Genomic DNA, 15,524 nt, shown 5'->3' with positions numbered 1-15,524 from the left:
CGGGGCCGAGGGCCCCGGAGGCGGATCGGGTTGAGGCGGACACTCGATCACTCCCGTGCGTCGGCCACCACCCGTGCTCTTTGGCTGAGAAGGGCGGCCGGCCGGAACTACCAAGGCGGATCGACGGACGCGGCGGGATTGACGACCCCGACGCATCGCACCGGCCGGACCACCCGGCCGGATCACAAGGATGCCAGTCGGGCGGGGCTGACGACCCCGCCCTCGGGCGATACCGGCCACGCGATGCATCCGCGCAGGGCCGGCAACGGGCAACTTTACCCCGCCACGCCGCTGCGCTCAAGGGCGCAACTCGAGGCCCGCCTAAGTCGGCCCGCCTAACTTGTGCCGGGGCCGGGCGTCGGGCCGTCGCCGCCCGGGTCGGTGGGGATGATCCGCCGGCCGTCGAGGGCCCGCGTGCCGCCCTCGATCCGGATCGCACCGGAGCGCGCCAGGTGGGCCAGGGCGTACTGGGCGGTGCGGCGGGTGATGCCGGCCTCCCGCTCGATCTCGACGTTGCCGGCGGTGCAGGCGCCGTCGGCGCCGGCCAGCCGGCGGATCGCCTCCAGGACCTTGGGGATGGAAGGGGAGCCCGGGCCGGCCCGGCCGGTGCTCCGCGTCGCCGTCGGGCCGGAGTGCTTCCCGTTTTCGTCGGGGGCCGCGGCCGGCAGGCGGCGCTCGACCCAGGCGACCCGGCCGTCGAGCAGGCCGAGGCGGCAGCCGCAGGACCGGCAGCGATAGACTTCCTGCCGGGCCGAGGCCCAGCCGCCGCCGGCCAGCACGGGCCGGTCCCGGGCGACCAGCTCCAGCCCGCCATTGCAGCCGGGGACGGGGTCGGCGAAGGTGGGCGTCCCGGCCCGGAACGCCTCATCATGATTCATCGTCATGGCCTCGGTTACGCGCGATGATGGGCCGGGCGCAATTGCCGGTGTCCGGATGCACCGTACCCCGCATGGGCCTGGTGGTCAAACGTCGGCCTATGCGGGGACTAGGCGCATGGTCCTTATCATGTCACAATGGGTTTGGCCCCGGCGTCGGGGCCGGGGGGTTAGGACCCATGGCGAGGTCTGAGACCGAAGGCGGTCGGGCGGGCTCCGCGACGGAGAACGCCATCAGCTTGCGGGGCACGAGGGAGTGGCGCGACTGGCTGCGCCGCCTCTCCGACCACTGCCGCACCACCGGCGCGACGGTGATCGACCAGGCCCTGGCCAAGTACGCCCGCGACGTCGGCTTCGACGAGCCGCCCCCCAGGCGATGCTGAGCCTGTGATGGGTTAATCGTGATGCACGCTCGACGATGGTTCGTCCGACTCGCGCCGGCGATCGGCGTTGCCGCCGCCCTGGCGGGATGGGGCTTGTGGCCCCTGTCCGCCCCGAGCTGCTGTGCCGGGCCGCTGGCCAAGTGCACCGGCTCCTCCTTCTGCCGGGCCTGCAAGAATTGCAGCTCGTGCGGCCATTGCAACTCCGGCGGGAGCTGCGGCACCTGCTCCCGCCCGGCGCCGGTGGTCACCGGCCCCTCCGCCGAGCAGCGGAGACGCGAGCAGGAGGCCCGCAAGGCGGCCGAGGAGCGGAGACGCCAGGAGCAGGCCAGGGCTGAGGCCGCATCGAGTGCCGAGTCTGCCGCTCGGGCCGCGGCCGCGGCCCGGGCCGAGGCGGCACGTGCCTCCGCCGCCCGAGCGACGTCGCTCCTCCGTTTCGGGCAGTCGCTGGAGGACGACGGCAAGGTCAGCGGTGCGCTGTCCAATTACCGCAAGCTCCTCGCCAGCCACCCGGAGTCCGAGCAAGCCACCACCGCCGCGGATCGCCAGGAGAAGATCGGCCGGGCCCGGGAGGTCGTCCGGGTCGAGGACGGCCTGACGGTGGTCGTCCGGGTCGACGACCAGGAGGTCCCGGTCAGGCTGGCGGGCGTCGACCCGGTCGAGGGGGAATCCCCCGCAGCCCGGGCATTCCTGGGCTCGCTGCTCACGGGACGGAAGGTCCACGTCGACCACGACCCGGTCCGCGACGGCAAGGACGACGACGGCCGATACCTCGCCTACCTGTTCCGCTCGCCCGACGGCCTCTTCGTCAATCGCGGCCTGATCGCCGCAGGACACGCGGTGCCGGCGGACGTGCCTCCGTTTCGGATCCGCTTCCCGCTGGACCCTCCCGCCGAGCAGTCGCGACGATGACGTGCCGAGCGGTTCGACCACGCGCTGACGCGCTCCGCGAAGGTGCTGGAGCTCGGATTGCAGCCGAAGCGATGGGCGGAGTGTCCCGAGGGACGGGGAGGGTGTGATGAAGGGATGTGCGAAGGTCGGTTGTCTCGGTCTCCTCGGGGTGGTCCTGCTGGGTGTCATCATCTCCGCGTTCGAGGGCCCGGCCGGTCGGGATGCCGGGCGGCCGGCACCCCCGCCGGCCGCGCCCTCCCCGACGGCCGTCGGGGTCCTCTCGGGGCGGTTCGCCGGCAACCCGCCCTCGGATCGGATCGAGTTGGCGATGACGCCGGTGCTGGCGGCCTATGACCTGCCCGAAGACGAGGAGCATCGCCTCCGGGTCGGCAGCGTGCTCATCGCGCTACGCGAGGAGTCGGGCATCCCCGAGATCCTGCTGCTCGAATACATGGGGCGGCACCCCTTCCCGGGGGTCACGTTCGCCGAGGCGGCGGCGCTGGCCGCGGTCGCGTACAAGGTGGACCATCCCGGAGCATCGGGTGGCGGTTGAGCCCTGAAGTCGATGGGATGCCCTCGGCCGGCCGCCGCCGGCCCGAGGGGACGTGCCGCACCCAGCCGACCGGCTCGGGCTCGGCCGCCGGGTCCCAGTCGTGCAGGGCGACGACCGCCGCCCGCAGCGACTCGAATCACCAGCCGTCGGAATAGCCCTGGTGCCAGTGCTGGGCCGGGCCGGCGACGATCCGCCCCCGGCCCCCCCAGCAGCGGCATCACCGCGGCGATCCGGCCGTCGGGCAGCTCCCGCCGCGTGCCCCGGACGTAGCTCAGCTAATCGCACTCGATCATCGTCCGTCTCCTCCCGCTTCAGCTCCTCCCAGCGCACCGTCCCTCCAGGAACTGGGGCTGAAGTGATCCGGGGCGGCTTTCGCAACGACGAGGTGACTCATCGTGGACTATACGGTCTTCTACTACACCTACTCGACGATCTCCCAGACGCTCGCCGGGGCATTCGGCTTCTTGGCGGCTCTGGTGCTCTTCCAGATGCAGTATTTGCTCTCGAAGCGGGAGAGCATGTTCCGCGGGTTCGGCGATGCGAGGATGAAGGCCAACGACTCCTCCCACCACGACCCCGAGCGGGCCCAACGACTGAATCAACAGATTCAGGAATACCTGGAGACCGAGGAACGCAAGTTGTCCTCGGCCAGGGAAGGGCTGCCGCGATCGCTCAAATGGACCGCCTGCACGATCGCGGCCTGCCTCGTCTTCATGCCCATGACCTGCGAGGGGATGCCGCTGGGGCATCCGCTGGTGGCCTGGGTCTTCCTGCTGCCGACCGTAGCCGCGGCGATCCTCACCCTGAGGATTTACCTCGTCCTGGTCCTGACCGTGATGGCGCCGACGAAGTTCCCACCCGAGCAGGGGTGAGCGAGGGGCGACAAGCCTACCGGCCCGGTCACTCCACCATCCGATACGCCTCCCGGTTCGTCTCCCAGCCGTTACTGATCGCGGTCGTGACGCACTGGCGGAACGCCTCGTCGGGGGTCGCCCCCGCGTCGTGGATCCGACGGTCGGCCCGCAGCCAGGCCCGCCAACAGCCGCGAGAGCCGCCTCGCGTACCGTAGCGATCGAAGTGAACCAGCACGTCGATCATCGCCCCTTCCCCTTGGCCACGTCTCCGGGCATCTAGCCCACCGGAGGGGCCTCGAAGGTCGCACTCGAAACCGGCACGATCGCTACGACGATGAGGCACGCCGACCTGCCTTCAACGCGAACCTTTGACTGTGCGGACCAAGGAGGCAAGACTGATTAAGTTGACCCGGGCGTTTGGGTGACCTGCGGGGATCGTGGCATCCCATGTGTACAGGAAATCAGTATCCTGGATACAATGGAGGGGACCTGCCACGAACCGCCCGGCACTGCTTCCCGAGCGAGTGAGGTAAGCCATGTCCACGGCGATCGAGATCCCCTACCGCGATCGCCAATCGATCGAGCGGATCGCCGAGCGTTACGCACGCGAGGCCGGCCTGGCGACTCCGCCCTTCGAGGCCGACCGGCTGGCCAGCCACCTGGGCCTGGGCGTGACGTACTTGGAGTTCGATGAGGGCGACGTCGCGGGCCAGCTCGTCAGCCGCGGGGGCCAGGTCGAGATCCGCGTCCGGGAGTCGGATCCGCCGGCCCGGCAGAACTTCACGATCGCCCACGAGATCGGCCACCGCCTGCTCCACCCGGCCAACGAATGGGAGGACACGGAGGTCACCATGTACCGGCATGACTTCTGGGGGGTGAACGACCCGGAGGTCGTCCAGGCCCCGGATCGCGAGGAGCTGATGCGGCGACGGGCCGAGGCCCAGGCCAATGCGTTCGCGACCGCCTTGCTCATGCCCGAGGGCCAGGTGCGAGAGAATTGGAACTTGCTGAAGTCCCCGAACTATCTCGTGCCGCTCTTCAAGGTTTCCAGGTCGGCCATGCTCTACCGGTTGAAGGAGCTGGGGCTCATCGTCCCGTCCGTCGAAGGCTTCCAGTACGTCGACCTCGCCTCGTTGCATGAATCGCGGACAACGCCCGAGGGCCGCCGCCTCGCCGACGAGCGGGGCCCGATCCCGGCATTCCCGCCGATCGCCCTGGATGACCAGGGGCGAATCCTCCCCATGGTCGAGGACGACCGGGACGCCAGGCAGGACGCCTTCGAGAGGGCGCTCAAGGCCATCGACCGGCAGGAACGCGTCGATCCGCCCGGCCTCATGGAGGCGATCGAGCGCGGGATCGACGAGCGGCGTCCGCACCGGAAGCTCTTCGGCGACAAATGAGGGCACACACGGGTGTCAACTTATGTATTTTTGGATACCGGCCCGTTATGCCTGGCATGCAAGAGCCGGTCGGATCGGTCGCAGCGGTGTCGTGAGTGGCTTGCCGGCCTGCGGGGGAAGGGCTACTTCGTGATGGTGCCCGAGATCGCGGATTACGAAGCCCGCCGGGAGTTCCTGCGTCAGGGGGCGCCCGCCGACGACCTCCTGGCGAACCTCGACGCCTTGTCCTCGGCCGCCCTCCTGCCGCTCAGCCGTGCCGCGATCCTCAAGGCCGCCGAATTCTGGGCGCTGCTGAGGAACGAGGGGAGGCAGACGGCCGACGACAAGGCGCTCGATTGCGACACCATCCTCGCCGCCCAGGCCGTGACGGCCACGCTCCCGGAGGATCGCGTCATCATCGCGACGACGAACGTCGACCACCTGTGTCGATTCCCGGGCGTCGAGGCGCAGCCCTGGGACTACGTGAGCTGAGCCGGGTCGCGGGCGATCGATCGCCCTCCGCCTCCACGTGATACCCCGGGCCGTCCTTGCCCCGATAGGCCCGGCAGGGCGAGTCGTCCCGTCCCCTGGCTCGATGTCATCGTACGTGACTGGCGCCCTCCCCCGGCGGTCGGATAGGATGTGAACAGCATCCGATCCCGACATGAACGGAGGGCTTCGCCATGGCCGACGCGGTGACGATCACGCTGGAGGCGGCCGACTGCCTGCGGATCTATCGGCAGGCGAGCGCGGCCCACCTGGAGGCCGCCGGCGACGAGGCGGGGGAGCCGGCCCGGCGGCTGGACGACCTGGTCGAAGCGGTCGAGGCGGCGGGGGACCCGGACGGGGCCCTGGCCTTCGTCCTGCTCGGGTCGATCCTGACGACCGGGGACGCGGGGGAGCGGGGCACGGCCCTGGAGCTGCTGGCCGGGCTGCCGACCGGCGACCAGCTCATGACCTCGATCGGCCGGGCATCGCGGTTCGACCCGGCCGACCGGGAGGCCGCATTCCGGGACGCCGCGGCCGGCTGCCGGGCCGGGCCGGGCCCGGGTCGGGAGTGACCACGATGCATCGGACACCCTCGGCCTTGCCGATCGGGGCCCGCCGCCGGTGGCGGAAGGTGGGCGGGGTGTCGCACCGGTTCCGGCGGCGTCGGGGGGGATGGGAGTCGGAGTGCGGCTTCTACTCGGCCGGCCGGCTGCGGGGCTCGGGGCCGGGCCGGCCGGGGCCGGCGACGTGCTCGCTCTGCCGGGGGGCCGGCGACCGGTCGGGGGCGATCCGGGCGGGGGAGCTCCTGCTGATGCACGCCCGGGTCGCGCTGCGGGAGGTCGGGAGGTGAGGGGGATCGGTCCGCGTTGACCCATGGGGGCGGATGCGCCAGGATGGACCCGGGCCGGCCGGCCGGCCGGCCGGCCCCCGTCCCCGGCGGCCACCTCGCCCGCCCGTCGGGGCCAGTCGACGCCCCGGGCCATCCGTGGTCCCGGGGCGTCTCTTTGCGCGTCGAGGGCCCGGGGGGTCGCCCCCCCGGGCCCTCGACGCGGAACGCTCAATCCATCTCGACCATCGACGATTCGTCGATGTCTGATCCCGGACCGATTGCATGGCCGGTGCCGGGACGCCGGGCACGTCGCCCGACGGGGACCATCCTACCGCCCCGGGCACCCGGGGCGCCAGGGTCACCGGAGCCGGAGGCCGAGGGCCTCGGCGACCTTCTCGGCGGTGTCGAGGTTCAGGCCCTGGGTGCCGGCCAGCCATCGGCCGATCGACCGGGGGTCGACGCCGGCCATGCGGGCCACCGCCCCCCCCGAGAGGCCCCGGGCCTCGATCGCCGCCCGGAGCTGCTCGCCGAGCTTCGTCGGCGGCTTCTTCTTCGCCATCGGTTCACGTCGCTTTCGATTGGAGGAGGCGGCCGACGGTCGTCTTGGACCAGGCGCCGCCGTTCTTGGTGGGGGCCCCCATGCGGCCCAGCTCCCGGGCGATCGCCCGGAGGGAGTGGCCGTCCGCCTTCCGCGATCGGATCCAGTCGAGCAGGGCCAGCTCCCCGTCGTCGGCCTCGAGGTGGACGCCGTCGGCCGACAGGCGACGGCCGTAGGGGATCTGGCCGGTCCGCTCCCCCTGCGATCGCTTGTAGGCCAGGGCGTCCCGGGTCCGCTCGCCGATCGTCTCCCGCTCCCACTGGGCGACCGACATGAGGACGTTGAGCACGAGCCGGCCGGCGGCGGTCCGGGTGTCGATCGCGTCGGCGACCGACCAGAGCTGCTTGCCGGCGGGCTCGCCGAAGTAGCGGCGGATCAGCGTGTCGAGGTCGGCGACCGACCGGGTGAGCCGGTCGAGCTTGGCGACCAGCAGGCCGTCGGCCTCGCCCCGGTCGATGAGGGCGAGGGCCCGGGCGAGGGCCGGCCGGTCGAGGGTCTTGGCCGAGGCGCCGGCGTCCTCCTCGACGGCGACCAGTTCGAGGCCGTAGAGGGCGGCGTAGCCGACGACCTTCTCGCGCTGGCTGGCCAGCGAGACGCCGTCCTGGGACTGCTCCTGGGTGGAGACGCGGACGTATCCGACCGCTCGCATCGCGTGCCTTCCCCGCGGCCCCGTCGCCGCGCCCGCCGATTCGTCGGGAGATCGATCCGGGGAGATCGATCCCGGGGGGTCGGGCGATCGGTCCCCCGGCCGTCCCCCGGTGCCGGGGGCCGGCCCTCGGCGAACGTCGCGGGCCGATTTCGCCCGGGATCCGCCCCCGGATCGATCTCCCCCATTCCCGCGTCGGCGCCCCGACCGCACCCGGGCCGTCACCGCCCGGCGGCAAGATTAAACCGCATGAGGAGTTGCGTGAATTTCGGGGCGACGCGCGTTCAGGGTCGGCCGGTCGATCCGACATTCGGGGCCGGATCCCCGGGAGATTGCGACCGGGCGGCCGGGCGCCGTATGCTCACGTTCAGGTCATCAGGAATTCGCAGGGCCATGGTGGCCCGACATTTAAGGCGGATTCGGCGGGTGGCCCGTTCAGTGGAGGCGCCGTCTCCCTTACGTACGCAAGCGAGAGCGAGCCGCGGAGCAAGGCCTCGACGCCGAGGCACCCCGATCGACGAGGACGCACCAGGATGATCGCCGCCCGGATCCGCTACGACGGGGACCTCGACGAGCGTCCCTCCCGGCTCGCCCTCGGCGGGCCGGGCCGACGGACATTCTCCCAGGAGGACCTCCGCGACCTGCGCGACCGCGTGGTGGCGGTGTGCACCCGGGAGGGGATGACCGCCGACGAGCTGGCCGCCGCGATGGACCTCTCCGTCCGGGCGATCTTCAAGAGCCGCTCCCGCATCAAGGCCCGGATCCTCCGGGTGCTTGGGGGGGCCGGGGGGGCCGGCTGATGGCCGCCGCACCCGCACCCGCACGCCCCCAGGCCCGGGCCCGGGAGACGACGGGGGACCTGCTCCGGTCGCTGGTGGGGGTCGAGCTGGCCGACGAGGCCGCCTGGGACCTCCGCCGCCGGCCGGTCGACCCGAGGGTCCACCCGCTGATGGGGGCCGACTGCTGCTGGACGCCGGCCCTCGAGGGCCAGGCCTCGGCCCCGATCGGCCGGGCCCTGGTCGACCACGACCTGGGCGTGCCCCGCCCGGTGCCGGCCTGCTCGATCTGCGAGTCCCGGCGCGACGCCGACGGCGAGGTCCTGCCGGGCACCGGGGTCCGCCCCGGCGACCCGTTCGTCTGCCTCGGCTGCCAGTGCGCCTCGCCGGGCAACGCCGGGGCGATCCGCCGCGGCACCCGCCCCCGCCCCCGCCAGCCGTCCCGGACGCCCCGGGGCCGCACCCGCCTGGCGGCGAAGGAGCGGGCCGCCCTGGCCCGCAAGCCCGAGGGGCCCCCCTGCCTCGCCCTCTGCGACGCCCGCGACGCCGGCGAGGCCGAGGCCGCCAGTGCGATCGAGCGGGCCTTCGCCCTGCACCGCTCGGGCCTGATCACCCTGGCCGAGCTGCACGACCGGGCCGGGACCGAGCCCGGCGTCGACCCGAGAGACCGGGGGCGCCCGCGCCGGCCGCCCCGCCAGACGGCCTAGGAGGCCCTGCATGCCCGCCGTCGACTTCGACCGGCTGGTCACGCTCTCCGACGCGCAGGGCCGCCTGCTGGCCGAGCTGCGCCGCGTGGAGCGGGTCCGCGACGAGGCCTACCGCGCCCTCGGCCGCCCCGCCCCCAACGTGCCGCTCATCTACGGCGTGGTCGCCCGGCAGCTCGCCCGACGGCGGGAGCTCCTGATCGCGCTGGAGGAGCTGGCCGAGCGGGTCGCCCTGGCCCTGGGCATCCCGGCCCGACGCCCGCTGGAGTGCGAGCCGTGCCCCCCATGCCCCAACTGAAACTGACCGACGCGCAGCGCGACCTGGCCGCCCGCTATGTGCCGCTGGCCCGGGCGCTGGCCCGCCCCTTCCAGGCGCAGCTGCCGGAGATCTGGGAGGAGTTCGAGTCGGCCGCCCTGGCCGCCCTGGTCCTGGCCGCCGCCCGCTACGATCCCGAGCGGGCGACGTTCGGCACCTACGCCCGTCAACGGGTCTGGGGGGCCTTGCGGGACGCCCGGCGCGACCACCTGTCCCGCCGCGCGATGGAGCGGCCCGCGACGGACATCGAGCCCGAGGGCCTCGCCCTGGTCGAGCTGCGGGCCGCCGACGCCCCGCCGGTCGGATCGGCCCTGGACGCGGCCGAGGCGATCGAGGCCCGGCTCCGCACGCTCCCCCCCGGCCACGCCGCCGCCTGCCGGCTGATCTACCGCGACGGCCTGACCGACGCCGAGGCCGCCCGGGCCCTCGGCTACCGCTCGCGTGCCTCGGTCTGCCGGCTCCACGCCGAGGCGCTGGCGATGTTCGCCGGCGACGGACCCGCCCCCGCCGCCGCCCCCCGCCGGCCCCGGGGCCGCCCCCGCAAGGATCTCGCCCCATGCCCGCCCGCCGCTACCTGACCGACCAGCACCTGGGCACCGGCGACGGCCGGGCCTGGGCCATGATCTGCTGGCACCGCGACTCCGGCCACCTCGTCGCCCGCGACGGCGCGGCCGGCCCCGGCGACTTCGACCCGGCCAGGCACCTCCACCCGATCACCGAGTACCCGGCCCCTCGGCTGGGGATCTGGCGGTCGGAGGTCCCGGTCGACGGCCCCGAGGGCTGGTACTCGATCAGCCTCCACGAGCTGGCCCCCGACGGCACCCCCCGCCCCTACCCGGCGACCGGCTCCAACGTCTCGGTCGGCCTGAGCGTCTTCTACCACGACCCGACCGGCCGCCGCGACTCGGACGGCGAGCTGTTCGACCCGCCGCCGCCGCCCGGCCGCTTCAACCTGCTGGGCGACCTGGTCGTCACCCCGGCCGGCTGATCGGCCGGCCCCCGAGGTTCCCCCCATGCCGCGACGCCTCCCGGCCCTGGCCGTCCTCGCCCTGGTCGTCCTCGCCGCGGGCCCCGGCGCCGGACCCGGCTGCCGGCCGCCCGCACCCGAGGCCCCGGCGCCGGCCCCGGTCTCTCCCGGGGCCCCGGCCCTGGCCGACCTGGTCAACCACCGCCGGGCCGCGCTGGGCCGACGCCCGCTGCGGCACGACGCCCGGCTGGAGTCGGCCGCCCGCCGCCACGCCGGCGACCTGGCCCTGGTCCGCCCGGCCGACCCCCGCCACTGGCACCGGCTCCCCGGCGGCCCGGGCCTCCCCGAGCGGGTGGCCGACGCCGGGTACCGGCCCTCCCGGCCCTCGGGCTGGGTCGCCGGCGAGACGGTCGCCCCCGTCGACGACCCGGCGACCGCCTGGGCCCTCTGGCTGCACTCCGACCCGCACCGGGAGCAGCTGCTCGACCCCGCCGCCGTCGCCCTCGGCACGGCCCGATCCCGCGGCTGGTCCGTCGCCGTCGTCGGCTACTGATCGACCCCCGCCCCCCCCCTCGATGACGAGGCCCCGATGATCCCGCTGCTCGCCCACCTCGACGACCCGGTCTCCCGGATCTCCGCCGGCACCTCGGCCACCGCCTCCACCCTGCTCGCCGTGGCCTCGGCCGAGCCGATCCAGATGCTGGCCGGGGCCGTGGTGGCCGTGCTCGCCCCGCTGCTGATCTCGGCCGTGAACCGCTGGATCGACAAGCGGTTCCAGGAGGTCTCGCTGAAGGCCTCGCTGGCCGCCTCCGAGGCGCTGGTCGCCCAGCTCAAGACCGAGCTGGCCCGACGCGAGGCCGCCGGCGATGTGCCGCCGACGCCCTGACCGCCCCGGCCGGCGGGCCCAGCTCGCCGCGAATCTGCTCCTGGCCCTGGCCGCCTGGCTCTGCTGGCGGCTGGGCTGAACCCCGACCCGACCGAGAGGATCGCGATGCCCGAGGAACGCCTGCTCAAGTGGTTCGCCTTCGAGCACCTGCCTGGGCACCTCAAGGAGGTCTCCTTCCACTTCCATTCGCTCGCCCTGGACCTCTGCGTCCTGGTCGAGCCGGGCCCCGAGCGGACCGTCGCCCTCCGCAAGCTGCTCGAGGCCAAGGATGCCGCCGTCCGGGCGAAGCTCAGCCCCGGCGGCTGATCGACCCCACTGAAGTCCTCCGTTGAAGCTCGCCGCCTGAATCCGCCGCACTCCCGACCGCGGCCGGCCCGGCCCTCCCGAGACGACCCCGACACGACGCCGCGCGACCGGGCCGGCCGCCCCCCCTCACACCCGATGGAACGACGCAACCGATGCTGGTCCTGAAGCGCAACGACGGCCAGTGGGTCGAGCTGGTCCACCGCTCCGGCGACGTGATCCGGGTCAAGGTCTACGGGATCGAGGCCCGCCGCGGCCAACCGGGCCGGGCCAACCTCGCCTTCGACGACGAGGCCCGCAACTTCGAGATCCGCCGGCCGGAGCGGCGGCCGTTGACGCCCGTCAACGCCCCCGGCCCCGAGGCCGACGCCGGCTTCGAGCCGGCCGCGTCGGCCGAGCTGGCCCCCTTCGACCCCTTCACCTTCTGCCTCCAGTCCCGGGGCTTCCCCTGCCCGGACGACGGCACGGGTTTCCCCTGCCCGGCCGACGACGACCTCCCCGACCCGGGAGACTGCGCCGTCTCCTGAGCCGATCGCCGCCGATCCCCCGCTCGACGCCGAGCCTCGACGCACACCCCGAGGAGCACCGCCGATGCACCGCCGCATCCTGGCCGCCTTCGCCGCCCTCTTCGCCGCCGCCTCGCTGGGACACCAGCCCGGGGCGCTGTCCCGATCCGACCGCCGACGGCTGGGCGTCGGCCGGGCCGACCCGGACCGCTTCGGCTCGCCGCGGGTCGCCCCCTCGGGTCGGGCGATCCGCCGCCGCCTGGCCCGGACGGCCTGACCCCCCATGCCCCGGCGGATCCCCAGCTATCGGCCGCCCTGGTCGCCGGCACCCCGCAAGCCGCACGAGCGGCCCATCGAGCGGACCGAGGACCGCAAGGCCGATCGCCGCTGGTACATGGCGAAGCCGTGGCGGTCGCTGCGGGCGCTGGTGCTGGCCGAGGAGCCGCTCTGCCGCCTCTGCCGCGAGCACGGCCGACTGACCGTGGCCAGCCACGTCGACCACATCCGGCCGCGGAAGGAGCGGCCGGACCTGGCGCTGGACCGGTCCAACCTGAGGCCGCTCTGCCGGAGCTGCCACAACCGGGTCCGCGCCGCCGAGGACGGGAGGGGGGGAGGTCCGCCCCCCGGGCCCGTTTCTCCCTGAACGCCTGCCCAAGCGCGCACATTTTTCGACGGACCCTTTGGGGGTGGGGCGCTGATGCGTCCCCGAGCGATGCCGACCCGAGGCCCCAAGACCAAGGCCAAGGCCGCCGCGAGGCGGGCCTCCAAGGCCCCCCCGCGGGGCACCGAGCCGCCCGGGCACCTCGCCGACGACGAGCACGCCGCCGACGCCTGGCGGCACCTGACGGCCCTGCTGTCCGAGGCCGGCAACCTGGAGCGGACCGATCCGACGATCGTCGAGGCCTACGCGATCAACGTGTCGATGCTCCGGACCTGCCACGAGGCGGTGGCCCGGGACGGCCCGATCACGCTCAACGCCGCCAACTGCCCGGTGCCGCACCCGGCCGCGGCGATGATCAACGCCGCGACGATGCGGCTCAAGTCGATCTGCTACGACCTCGGCCTGGTGCCCGCGACGAGCAAGTATGCCGCGACCCCGACGGACGCGACCGGCCCGGACAGGTGGGGCGACCTGCTCGGCGTCGTCGGCTGACCACGGCGAGCGGGCGGTCCGCTTCTTCAACCAGCTCACCCACACCGGCGACTTCTCGGGCGAGCCCTTCGACCTCCGCCCCTGGCAGGCCGACCCGCTGCGGAGGCTCTTCGGCACCCGACGCCCCGACGGCCGACGCCAGTACCGCAAGACCTTCTGGGGCCTGCCCCGCAAGCAGGGCAAGACCGAGGTGGTGGCCGGCGGCGGGCTGTTCCTGCTCACCGGCGAGGGCCAGGGCAAGGCGAACCAGCGGGTCTACACCGCCAGCGGCGACACCAAGCAGGCCGCGCTGATCTTCTCCGCCATGAGCGAGATGATCCGCAACGACCCGGCCCTCGACTCCCGGTTCGTCATCTACGACGGCTACAGGCGGATCGAGTACCCCGCCGGCAACTCGACGCTGGAGGTGCTCTCCTCGGTCCCGAAGTCCAAGCACGGCCTCGGCCCGACCGCCGTCCTGATCGACGAGTACCACGTCGTCGACGAGGAGCTGGTCAACGTCCTCACCACCGGCTTCGCCGCGAGGCTCGACCCGCTGACCTGGATGATCACGACGGCCGGCTGGGACCGGCACTCGCTCTGCTTCGACGAGTGGCAGTATGCCGTCGACGTCCGCGACGGGGTCCGCGAGGACCCGACCTACCTGCCGGTGATCCACGCCGCCGGGGCCGGCGACGACTGGACCGACGAGGCCACCTGGCACAAGGCGATGCCCGCGCTGGGCGACTTCTGCTCGCTCGACTTCATCCGCGAGGAGTTCCACAAGGCCCGCGAGCGGCCCCGCTTCGAGAACACGTTCCGCCAGCTCTACCTGAACCAGTGGACCGAGCAGGCCGAGCGCTGGCTGTCGCTCGACGCCTGGGACCGCTGCACGGCCGAGGTCGACTGGTCGGCCTTCGAGGGCCGGGCCTGCTACGCGGGCCTGGACATGAGCACGATCCACGACCTCACCGCCCTGGTGCTCGTCTTCCCGGGCGAGGCCGAGGGCGACCCGATCGTCGTGCTCCCCTTCTTCTGGGTCCCCGGCGAATCGGCGATCGAGCGCGAGCGGCGAGACCGGGTGCCGTATCCCGCCTGGAAGCGCGAGGGGCACGTCACCTTCACCGACGCCGAGACGCTCGACCACGAGCGGGTGGCCTCGGAGATCGAGGCGATCGCCCAACGCTTCCCGATCCAGGCCCTCGCCTTCGACCCGGCCCACGCCGGCTACGTCGCCACCCGGCTGGACCGCGACGGCGCCGGGCTGACGATGCTGCCGTTCAAGCAGACCCATTTCTGGATGAACGCCCCGGCCAAGCGGTTGGAGGGCCTGATCATCGACGGCAACCTCCGGCACGACGGCCAGCCGGTGCTCCGCTGGTGCGTCGCCAACGCCGCGATCGACCAGCGCGAGGAGCTGATCCGCCCCAGCAAGGGCAAGTCCACCGAGCGGATCGACGGCGTGGTCGCCCTGGTGATGGCCCTCGGGGCCTGGATGGGCGAGGGCGGCGACGAGCGTTCGGTCTACGAGGAGAGGGGGCCCCTGGTCCTGTGAGCGACTCCATCACGATCAACCTGAACGAAGAGGTGAGGGTCCGGCTGAAGCCCGACGGGATCCGTCTCTACTGCGAGCACTACGAGTTCCGGTGCGTGCCGCAGATCGACGCCGACGGCTGGACCCGAATCCAGCTCTGGCGGCTCATGATGATCTTCGGGTCCCACGTCTGCCTGGCCGGCGATCCTCCATTCGAAATGGCCGTCGTCCTGGATCGGCCGGCACCGAAGGCCGCCCTCGTCGCCAAGCGTCCGCCCTCCTGCTGCCCGATCTGCGGCAGCCGGAACTTCTCCCCTGGCTACGTGGCCGACGGTGTCCGTCGCGTCGACATCTGCAACGCCTGCGGCAACACCATCCTGGCCGAGGTCGAGTAACCCGTGAGCGTCACCGTCTCGATCACCCCGAAGCTGGAGGCCACCCGCACCGAGTCGCTGATCGCCGGCGTCTCGGGCGGGAACGTCTCCATCGCGCTGCCGTCGAGCACCGTCGGCAGCCAGACCCGGGCCGGCGGGGCGGTCGCGATCACCTGCACCAAGCTCTGGACCCGGGTCATCAGCCTGGCGAGCTCGACCCCCGAGACGCTGGACCTGACCGCCCTGACGGGCGGCAAGGGCGACACGTCGTTCTCGGCCGTCAAGCTCGTCGACGTCCGCAACAACGAGGCGGCCGACTCGGGCGAGGTCCTCGCCGTCGGCGGCGCGGCCTCGACGCCCTTCCTCGGCTTCCTCGGGGCGGCCGACGACACGCTCAAGGTCGACCCGGGCTGTGCCCGGACGCTCTACACCCGCGCGTCGGCCGGCTGGAGCACCGCCGGGGCCAACAACCTCAAGCTCGACCCGGGCGCCAACGCGATCAGCGTCACCGTCACGATCGCCGGGGATTGAC

At 73.2% G+C, this 15,524-nt stretch carries 27 protein-coding genes; 23 read left to right on the top strand and 4 right to left on the bottom strand.

The genetic code is table 11. The features are described from left to right. Window positions 1-335 precede the first annotated feature (335 nt). Window positions 336-878, bottom strand: coding sequence for a 2Fe-2S iron-sulfur cluster-binding family protein (locus tag ElP_RS09415; protein ID WP_145268666.1), 543 nt, complete (start codon window positions 876-878; stop codon window positions 336-338). Window positions 879-1,054: 176 nt separating this feature from the next. Between ElP_RS09415 and ElP_RS09410 the strand changes: the two genes are divergently transcribed. From ElP_RS09410 to ElP_RS09395, 4 genes are all read left to right on the top strand, one after another. Continuing rightward, window positions 1,055-1,258 (top strand): hypothetical protein, encoded by a 204-nt coding sequence (locus ElP_RS09410; protein ID WP_145268664.1) that lies wholly within the window; start codon window positions 1,055-1,057, stop codon window positions 1,256-1,258. A 21-nt stretch (window positions 1,259-1,279) separates the two neighbouring features. Next, window positions 1,280-2,167, top strand: coding sequence for a hypothetical protein (locus ElP_RS37760; RefSeq protein WP_197446840.1), 888 nt, complete (start codon window positions 1,280-1,282; stop codon window positions 2,165-2,167). A 106-nt stretch (window positions 2,168-2,273) separates the two neighbouring features. Then, window positions 2,274-2,699, top strand: coding sequence for a hypothetical protein (locus ElP_RS09400; protein ID WP_145268662.1), 426 nt, complete (start codon window positions 2,274-2,276; stop codon window positions 2,697-2,699). Between the two features lie 395 nt (window positions 2,700-3,094). Beyond that, window positions 3,095-3,571, top strand: a complete 477-nt coding sequence (locus ElP_RS09395) for a hypothetical protein (protein WP_145268660.1) — start codon at window positions 3,095-3,097, stop codon at window positions 3,569-3,571. Window positions 3,572-3,599: 28 nt separating this feature from the next. Here ElP_RS09395 and ElP_RS09390 read toward each other — a convergent pair whose 3' ends face one another. Further along, complete coding sequence (locus ElP_RS09390; protein WP_145268658.1) at window positions 3,600-3,797, bottom strand: hypothetical protein; 198 nt, start codon at window positions 3,795-3,797, stop codon at window positions 3,600-3,602. 292 nt (window positions 3,798-4,089) lie between these two features. On the opposite strand from ElP_RS09390, the gene ElP_RS09385 reads away from it, so the two are divergent. The 4 genes from ElP_RS09385 to ElP_RS09370 all read left to right on the top strand — a co-directional run bounded on the left by ElP_RS09385 (window position 4,090) and on the right by ElP_RS09370 (window position 6,271). Further along, window positions 4,090-4,953: an ImmA/IrrE family metallo-endopeptidase gene (locus tag ElP_RS09385; protein ID WP_145268656.1), complete on the top strand. Its 864-nt coding sequence runs from the start codon at window positions 4,090-4,092 to the stop codon at window positions 4,951-4,953. Window positions 4,954-5,085: 132 nt separating this feature from the next. Continuing rightward, entirely contained in the window at window positions 5,086-5,424 is a 339-nt protein-coding gene (locus ElP_RS09380; protein WP_231749594.1) for a type II toxin-antitoxin system VapC family toxin, read from the top strand. A 191-nt stretch (window positions 5,425-5,615) separates the two neighbouring features. Continuing rightward, a complete protein-coding gene (locus ElP_RS09375; RefSeq protein ID WP_145268654.1) occupies window positions 5,616-5,993 on the top strand; it encodes a hypothetical protein in 378 nt (125 codons plus the stop codon). Window positions 5,994-5,998: 5 nt separating this feature from the next. Next, a complete protein-coding gene (locus tag ElP_RS09370; protein ID WP_145268652.1) occupies window positions 5,999-6,271 on the top strand; it encodes a hypothetical protein in 273 nt (90 codons plus the stop codon). Window positions 6,272-6,608: 337 nt separating this feature from the next. Here ElP_RS09370 and ElP_RS09360 read toward each other — a convergent pair whose 3' ends face one another. Both ElP_RS09360 and ElP_RS09355 read right to left on the bottom strand, forming a co-directional pair. Then, window positions 6,609-6,809 carry a helix-turn-helix domain-containing protein gene (locus ElP_RS09360; protein ID WP_145268648.1) on the bottom strand — a complete coding sequence of 67 codons (201 nt, stop codon included), beginning with the start codon at window positions 6,807-6,809 and terminating at the stop codon, window positions 6,609-6,611. Between the two features lie 4 nt (window positions 6,810-6,813). Beyond that, entirely contained in the window at window positions 6,814-7,497 is a 684-nt protein-coding gene (locus tag ElP_RS09355) for a recombinase family protein (protein WP_145268646.1), read from the bottom strand. Between the two features lie 530 nt (window positions 7,498-8,027). Between ElP_RS09355 and ElP_RS09350 the strand changes: the two genes are divergently transcribed. From ElP_RS09350 to ElP_RS09280, 15 genes are all read left to right on the top strand, one after another. Beyond that, window positions 8,028-8,294: a hypothetical protein gene (locus tag ElP_RS09350; RefSeq protein WP_145268644.1), complete on the top strand. Its 267-nt coding sequence runs from the start codon at window positions 8,028-8,030 to the stop codon at window positions 8,292-8,294. After that, window positions 8,294-8,977 (top strand): hypothetical protein, encoded by a 684-nt coding sequence (locus ElP_RS09345; RefSeq protein ID WP_145268642.1) that lies wholly within the window; start codon window positions 8,294-8,296, stop codon window positions 8,975-8,977. The genes ElP_RS09350 and ElP_RS09345 overlap by 1 nt, the downstream gene beginning before the upstream one ends. A 10-nt stretch (window positions 8,978-8,987) precedes the next feature. After that, window positions 8,988-9,272, top strand: a complete 285-nt coding sequence (locus ElP_RS09340; protein WP_145268640.1) for a hypothetical protein — start codon at window positions 8,988-8,990, stop codon at window positions 9,270-9,272. Then, the gene (locus ElP_RS09335) at window positions 9,260-9,868 is read left to right on the top strand and encodes a sigma factor (protein ID WP_145268638.1); all 609 of its coding nucleotides are present in this window, start codon (window positions 9,260-9,262) and stop codon (window positions 9,866-9,868) included. The genes ElP_RS09340 and ElP_RS09335 overlap by 13 nt, the downstream gene beginning before the upstream one ends. Further along, the gene (locus ElP_RS09330) at window positions 9,847-10,278 is read left to right on the top strand and encodes a hypothetical protein (protein ID WP_145268636.1); all 432 of its coding nucleotides are present in this window, start codon (window positions 9,847-9,849) and stop codon (window positions 10,276-10,278) included. Before ElP_RS09335 ends, ElP_RS09330 begins: the two co-directional genes overlap by 22 nt. A gap of 25 nt (window positions 10,279-10,303) precedes the next feature. After that, window positions 10,304-10,810 carry a CAP domain-containing protein gene (locus ElP_RS09325; protein ID WP_145268634.1) on the top strand — a complete coding sequence of 169 codons (507 nt, stop codon included), beginning with the start codon at window positions 10,304-10,306 and terminating at the stop codon, window positions 10,808-10,810. 36 nt (window positions 10,811-10,846) lie between these two features. Beyond that, window positions 10,847-11,143 carry a hypothetical protein gene (locus tag ElP_RS09320; protein ID WP_145268632.1) on the top strand — a complete coding sequence of 99 codons (297 nt, stop codon included), beginning with the start codon at window positions 10,847-10,849 and terminating at the stop codon, window positions 11,141-11,143. A 105-nt stretch (window positions 11,144-11,248) separates the two neighbouring features. Next, entirely contained in the window at window positions 11,249-11,449 is a 201-nt protein-coding gene (locus tag ElP_RS09315) for a hypothetical protein (RefSeq protein WP_145268629.1), read from the top strand. A gap of 152 nt (window positions 11,450-11,601) precedes the next feature. After that, window positions 11,602-11,973 carry a hypothetical protein gene (locus ElP_RS09310; RefSeq protein WP_145268627.1) on the top strand — a complete coding sequence of 124 codons (372 nt, stop codon included), beginning with the start codon at window positions 11,602-11,604 and terminating at the stop codon, window positions 11,971-11,973. Window positions 11,974-12,037: 64 nt separating this feature from the next. Beyond that, window positions 12,038-12,229 (top strand): hypothetical protein, encoded by a 192-nt coding sequence (locus ElP_RS09305; RefSeq protein ID WP_145268625.1) that lies wholly within the window; start codon window positions 12,038-12,040, stop codon window positions 12,227-12,229. 6 nt (window positions 12,230-12,235) lie between these two features. Beyond that, complete coding sequence (locus ElP_RS09300; protein WP_145268623.1) at window positions 12,236-12,595, top strand: HNH endonuclease signature motif containing protein; 360 nt, start codon at window positions 12,236-12,238, stop codon at window positions 12,593-12,595. A gap of 54 nt (window positions 12,596-12,649) precedes the next feature. Beyond that, a complete protein-coding gene (locus ElP_RS09295; RefSeq protein WP_145268621.1) occupies window positions 12,650-13,105 on the top strand; it encodes a phage terminase small subunit P27 family in 456 nt (151 codons plus the stop codon). Then, window positions 13,038-14,639, top strand: coding sequence for a terminase large subunit (locus tag ElP_RS09290; protein WP_145268619.1), 1,602 nt, complete (start codon window positions 13,038-13,040; stop codon window positions 14,637-14,639). Before ElP_RS09295 ends, ElP_RS09290 begins: the two co-directional genes overlap by 68 nt. Continuing rightward, window positions 14,636-15,013 carry a hypothetical protein gene (locus tag ElP_RS09285; RefSeq protein ID WP_145268617.1) on the top strand — a complete coding sequence of 126 codons (378 nt, stop codon included), beginning with the start codon at window positions 14,636-14,638 and terminating at the stop codon, window positions 15,011-15,013. The genes ElP_RS09290 and ElP_RS09285 overlap by 4 nt, the downstream gene beginning before the upstream one ends. Before the next feature lie 3 nt (window positions 15,014-15,016). Then, complete coding sequence (locus ElP_RS09280; protein WP_145268615.1) at window positions 15,017-15,523, top strand: hypothetical protein; 507 nt, start codon at window positions 15,017-15,019, stop codon at window positions 15,521-15,523. The last annotated feature ends 1 nt before the right edge of the window (window position 15,524 follow it).

This window comes from Tautonia plasticadhaerens, from assembly GCF_007752535.1.
Lineage (GTDB): Bacteria > Planctomycetota > Planctomycetia > Isosphaerales > Isosphaeraceae > Tautonia > Tautonia plasticadhaerens.
This window is presented reverse-complemented; position numbering and strand designations above follow the sequence as displayed.

Coding starts and splice junctions, on each gene's coding strand:
- ElP_RS09305 (WP_145268625.1), top strand. CDS start 12,038: ATGCACCGCCGCATCCTGGCCGCCTTCGCCGCCCTCTTCGCCGCCGCC.
- ElP_RS09360 (WP_145268648.1), bottom strand. CDS start 6,809: ATGGCGAAGAAGAAGCCGCCGACGAAGCTCGGCGAGCAGCTCCGGGCG.
- ElP_RS09350 (WP_145268644.1), top strand. CDS start 8,028: ATGATCGCCGCCCGGATCCGCTACGACGGGGACCTCGACGAGCGTCCC.
- ElP_RS09410 (WP_145268664.1), top strand. CDS start 1,055: ATGGCGAGGTCTGAGACCGAAGGCGGTCGGGCGGGCTCCGCGACGGAG.
- ElP_RS09335 (WP_145268638.1), top strand. CDS start 9,260: ATGCCCCAACTGAAACTGACCGACGCGCAGCGCGACCTGGCCGCCCGC.
- ElP_RS09370 (WP_145268652.1), top strand. CDS start 5,999: ATGCATCGGACACCCTCGGCCTTGCCGATCGGGGCCCGCCGCCGGTGG.
- ElP_RS09295 (WP_145268621.1), top strand. CDS start 12,650: ATGCGTCCCCGAGCGATGCCGACCCGAGGCCCCAAGACCAAGGCCAAG.
- ElP_RS09320 (WP_145268632.1), top strand. CDS start 10,847: ATGATCCCGCTGCTCGCCCACCTCGACGACCCGGTCTCCCGGATCTCC.
- ElP_RS09315 (WP_145268629.1), top strand. CDS start 11,249: ATGCCCGAGGAACGCCTGCTCAAGTGGTTCGCCTTCGAGCACCTGCCT.
- ElP_RS09325 (WP_145268634.1), top strand. CDS start 10,304: ATGCCGCGACGCCTCCCGGCCCTGGCCGTCCTCGCCCTGGTCGTCCTC.
- ElP_RS09375 (WP_145268654.1), top strand. CDS start 5,616: ATGGCCGACGCGGTGACGATCACGCTGGAGGCGGCCGACTGCCTGCGG.
- ElP_RS09380 (WP_231749594.1), top strand. CDS start 5,086: ATGGTGCCCGAGATCGCGGATTACGAAGCCCGCCGGGAGTTCCTGCGT.
- ElP_RS09330 (WP_145268636.1), top strand. CDS start 9,847: ATGCCCGCCCGCCGCTACCTGACCGACCAGCACCTGGGCACCGGCGAC.
- ElP_RS09390 (WP_145268658.1), bottom strand. CDS start 3,797: ATGATCGACGTGCTGGTTCACTTCGATCGCTACGGTACGCGAGGCGGC.
- ElP_RS09340 (WP_145268640.1), top strand. CDS start 8,988: ATGCCCGCCGTCGACTTCGACCGGCTGGTCACGCTCTCCGACGCGCAG.
- ElP_RS09385 (WP_145268656.1), top strand. CDS start 4,090: ATGTCCACGGCGATCGAGATCCCCTACCGCGATCGCCAATCGATCGAG.
- ElP_RS09345 (WP_145268642.1), top strand. CDS start 8,294: ATGGCCGCCGCACCCGCACCCGCACGCCCCCAGGCCCGGGCCCGGGAG.
- ElP_RS09355 (WP_145268646.1), bottom strand. CDS start 7,497: ATGCGAGCGGTCGGATACGTCCGCGTCTCCACCCAGGAGCAGTCCCAG.
- ElP_RS37760 (WP_197446840.1), top strand. CDS start 1,280: ATGCACGCTCGACGATGGTTCGTCCGACTCGCGCCGGCGATCGGCGTT.
- ElP_RS09400 (WP_145268662.1), top strand. CDS start 2,274: ATGAAGGGATGTGCGAAGGTCGGTTGTCTCGGTCTCCTCGGGGTGGTC.
- ElP_RS09300 (WP_145268623.1), top strand. CDS start 12,236: ATGCCCCGGCGGATCCCCAGCTATCGGCCGCCCTGGTCGCCGGCACCC.
- ElP_RS09415 (WP_145268666.1), bottom strand. CDS start 878: ATGAATCATGATGAGGCGTTCCGGGCCGGGACGCCCACCTTCGCCGAC.
- ElP_RS09290 (WP_145268619.1), top strand. CDS start 13,038: ATGCCGCGACCCCGACGGACGCGACCGGCCCGGACAGGTGGGGCGACC.
- ElP_RS09310 (WP_145268627.1), top strand. CDS start 11,602: ATGCTGGTCCTGAAGCGCAACGACGGCCAGTGGGTCGAGCTGGTCCAC.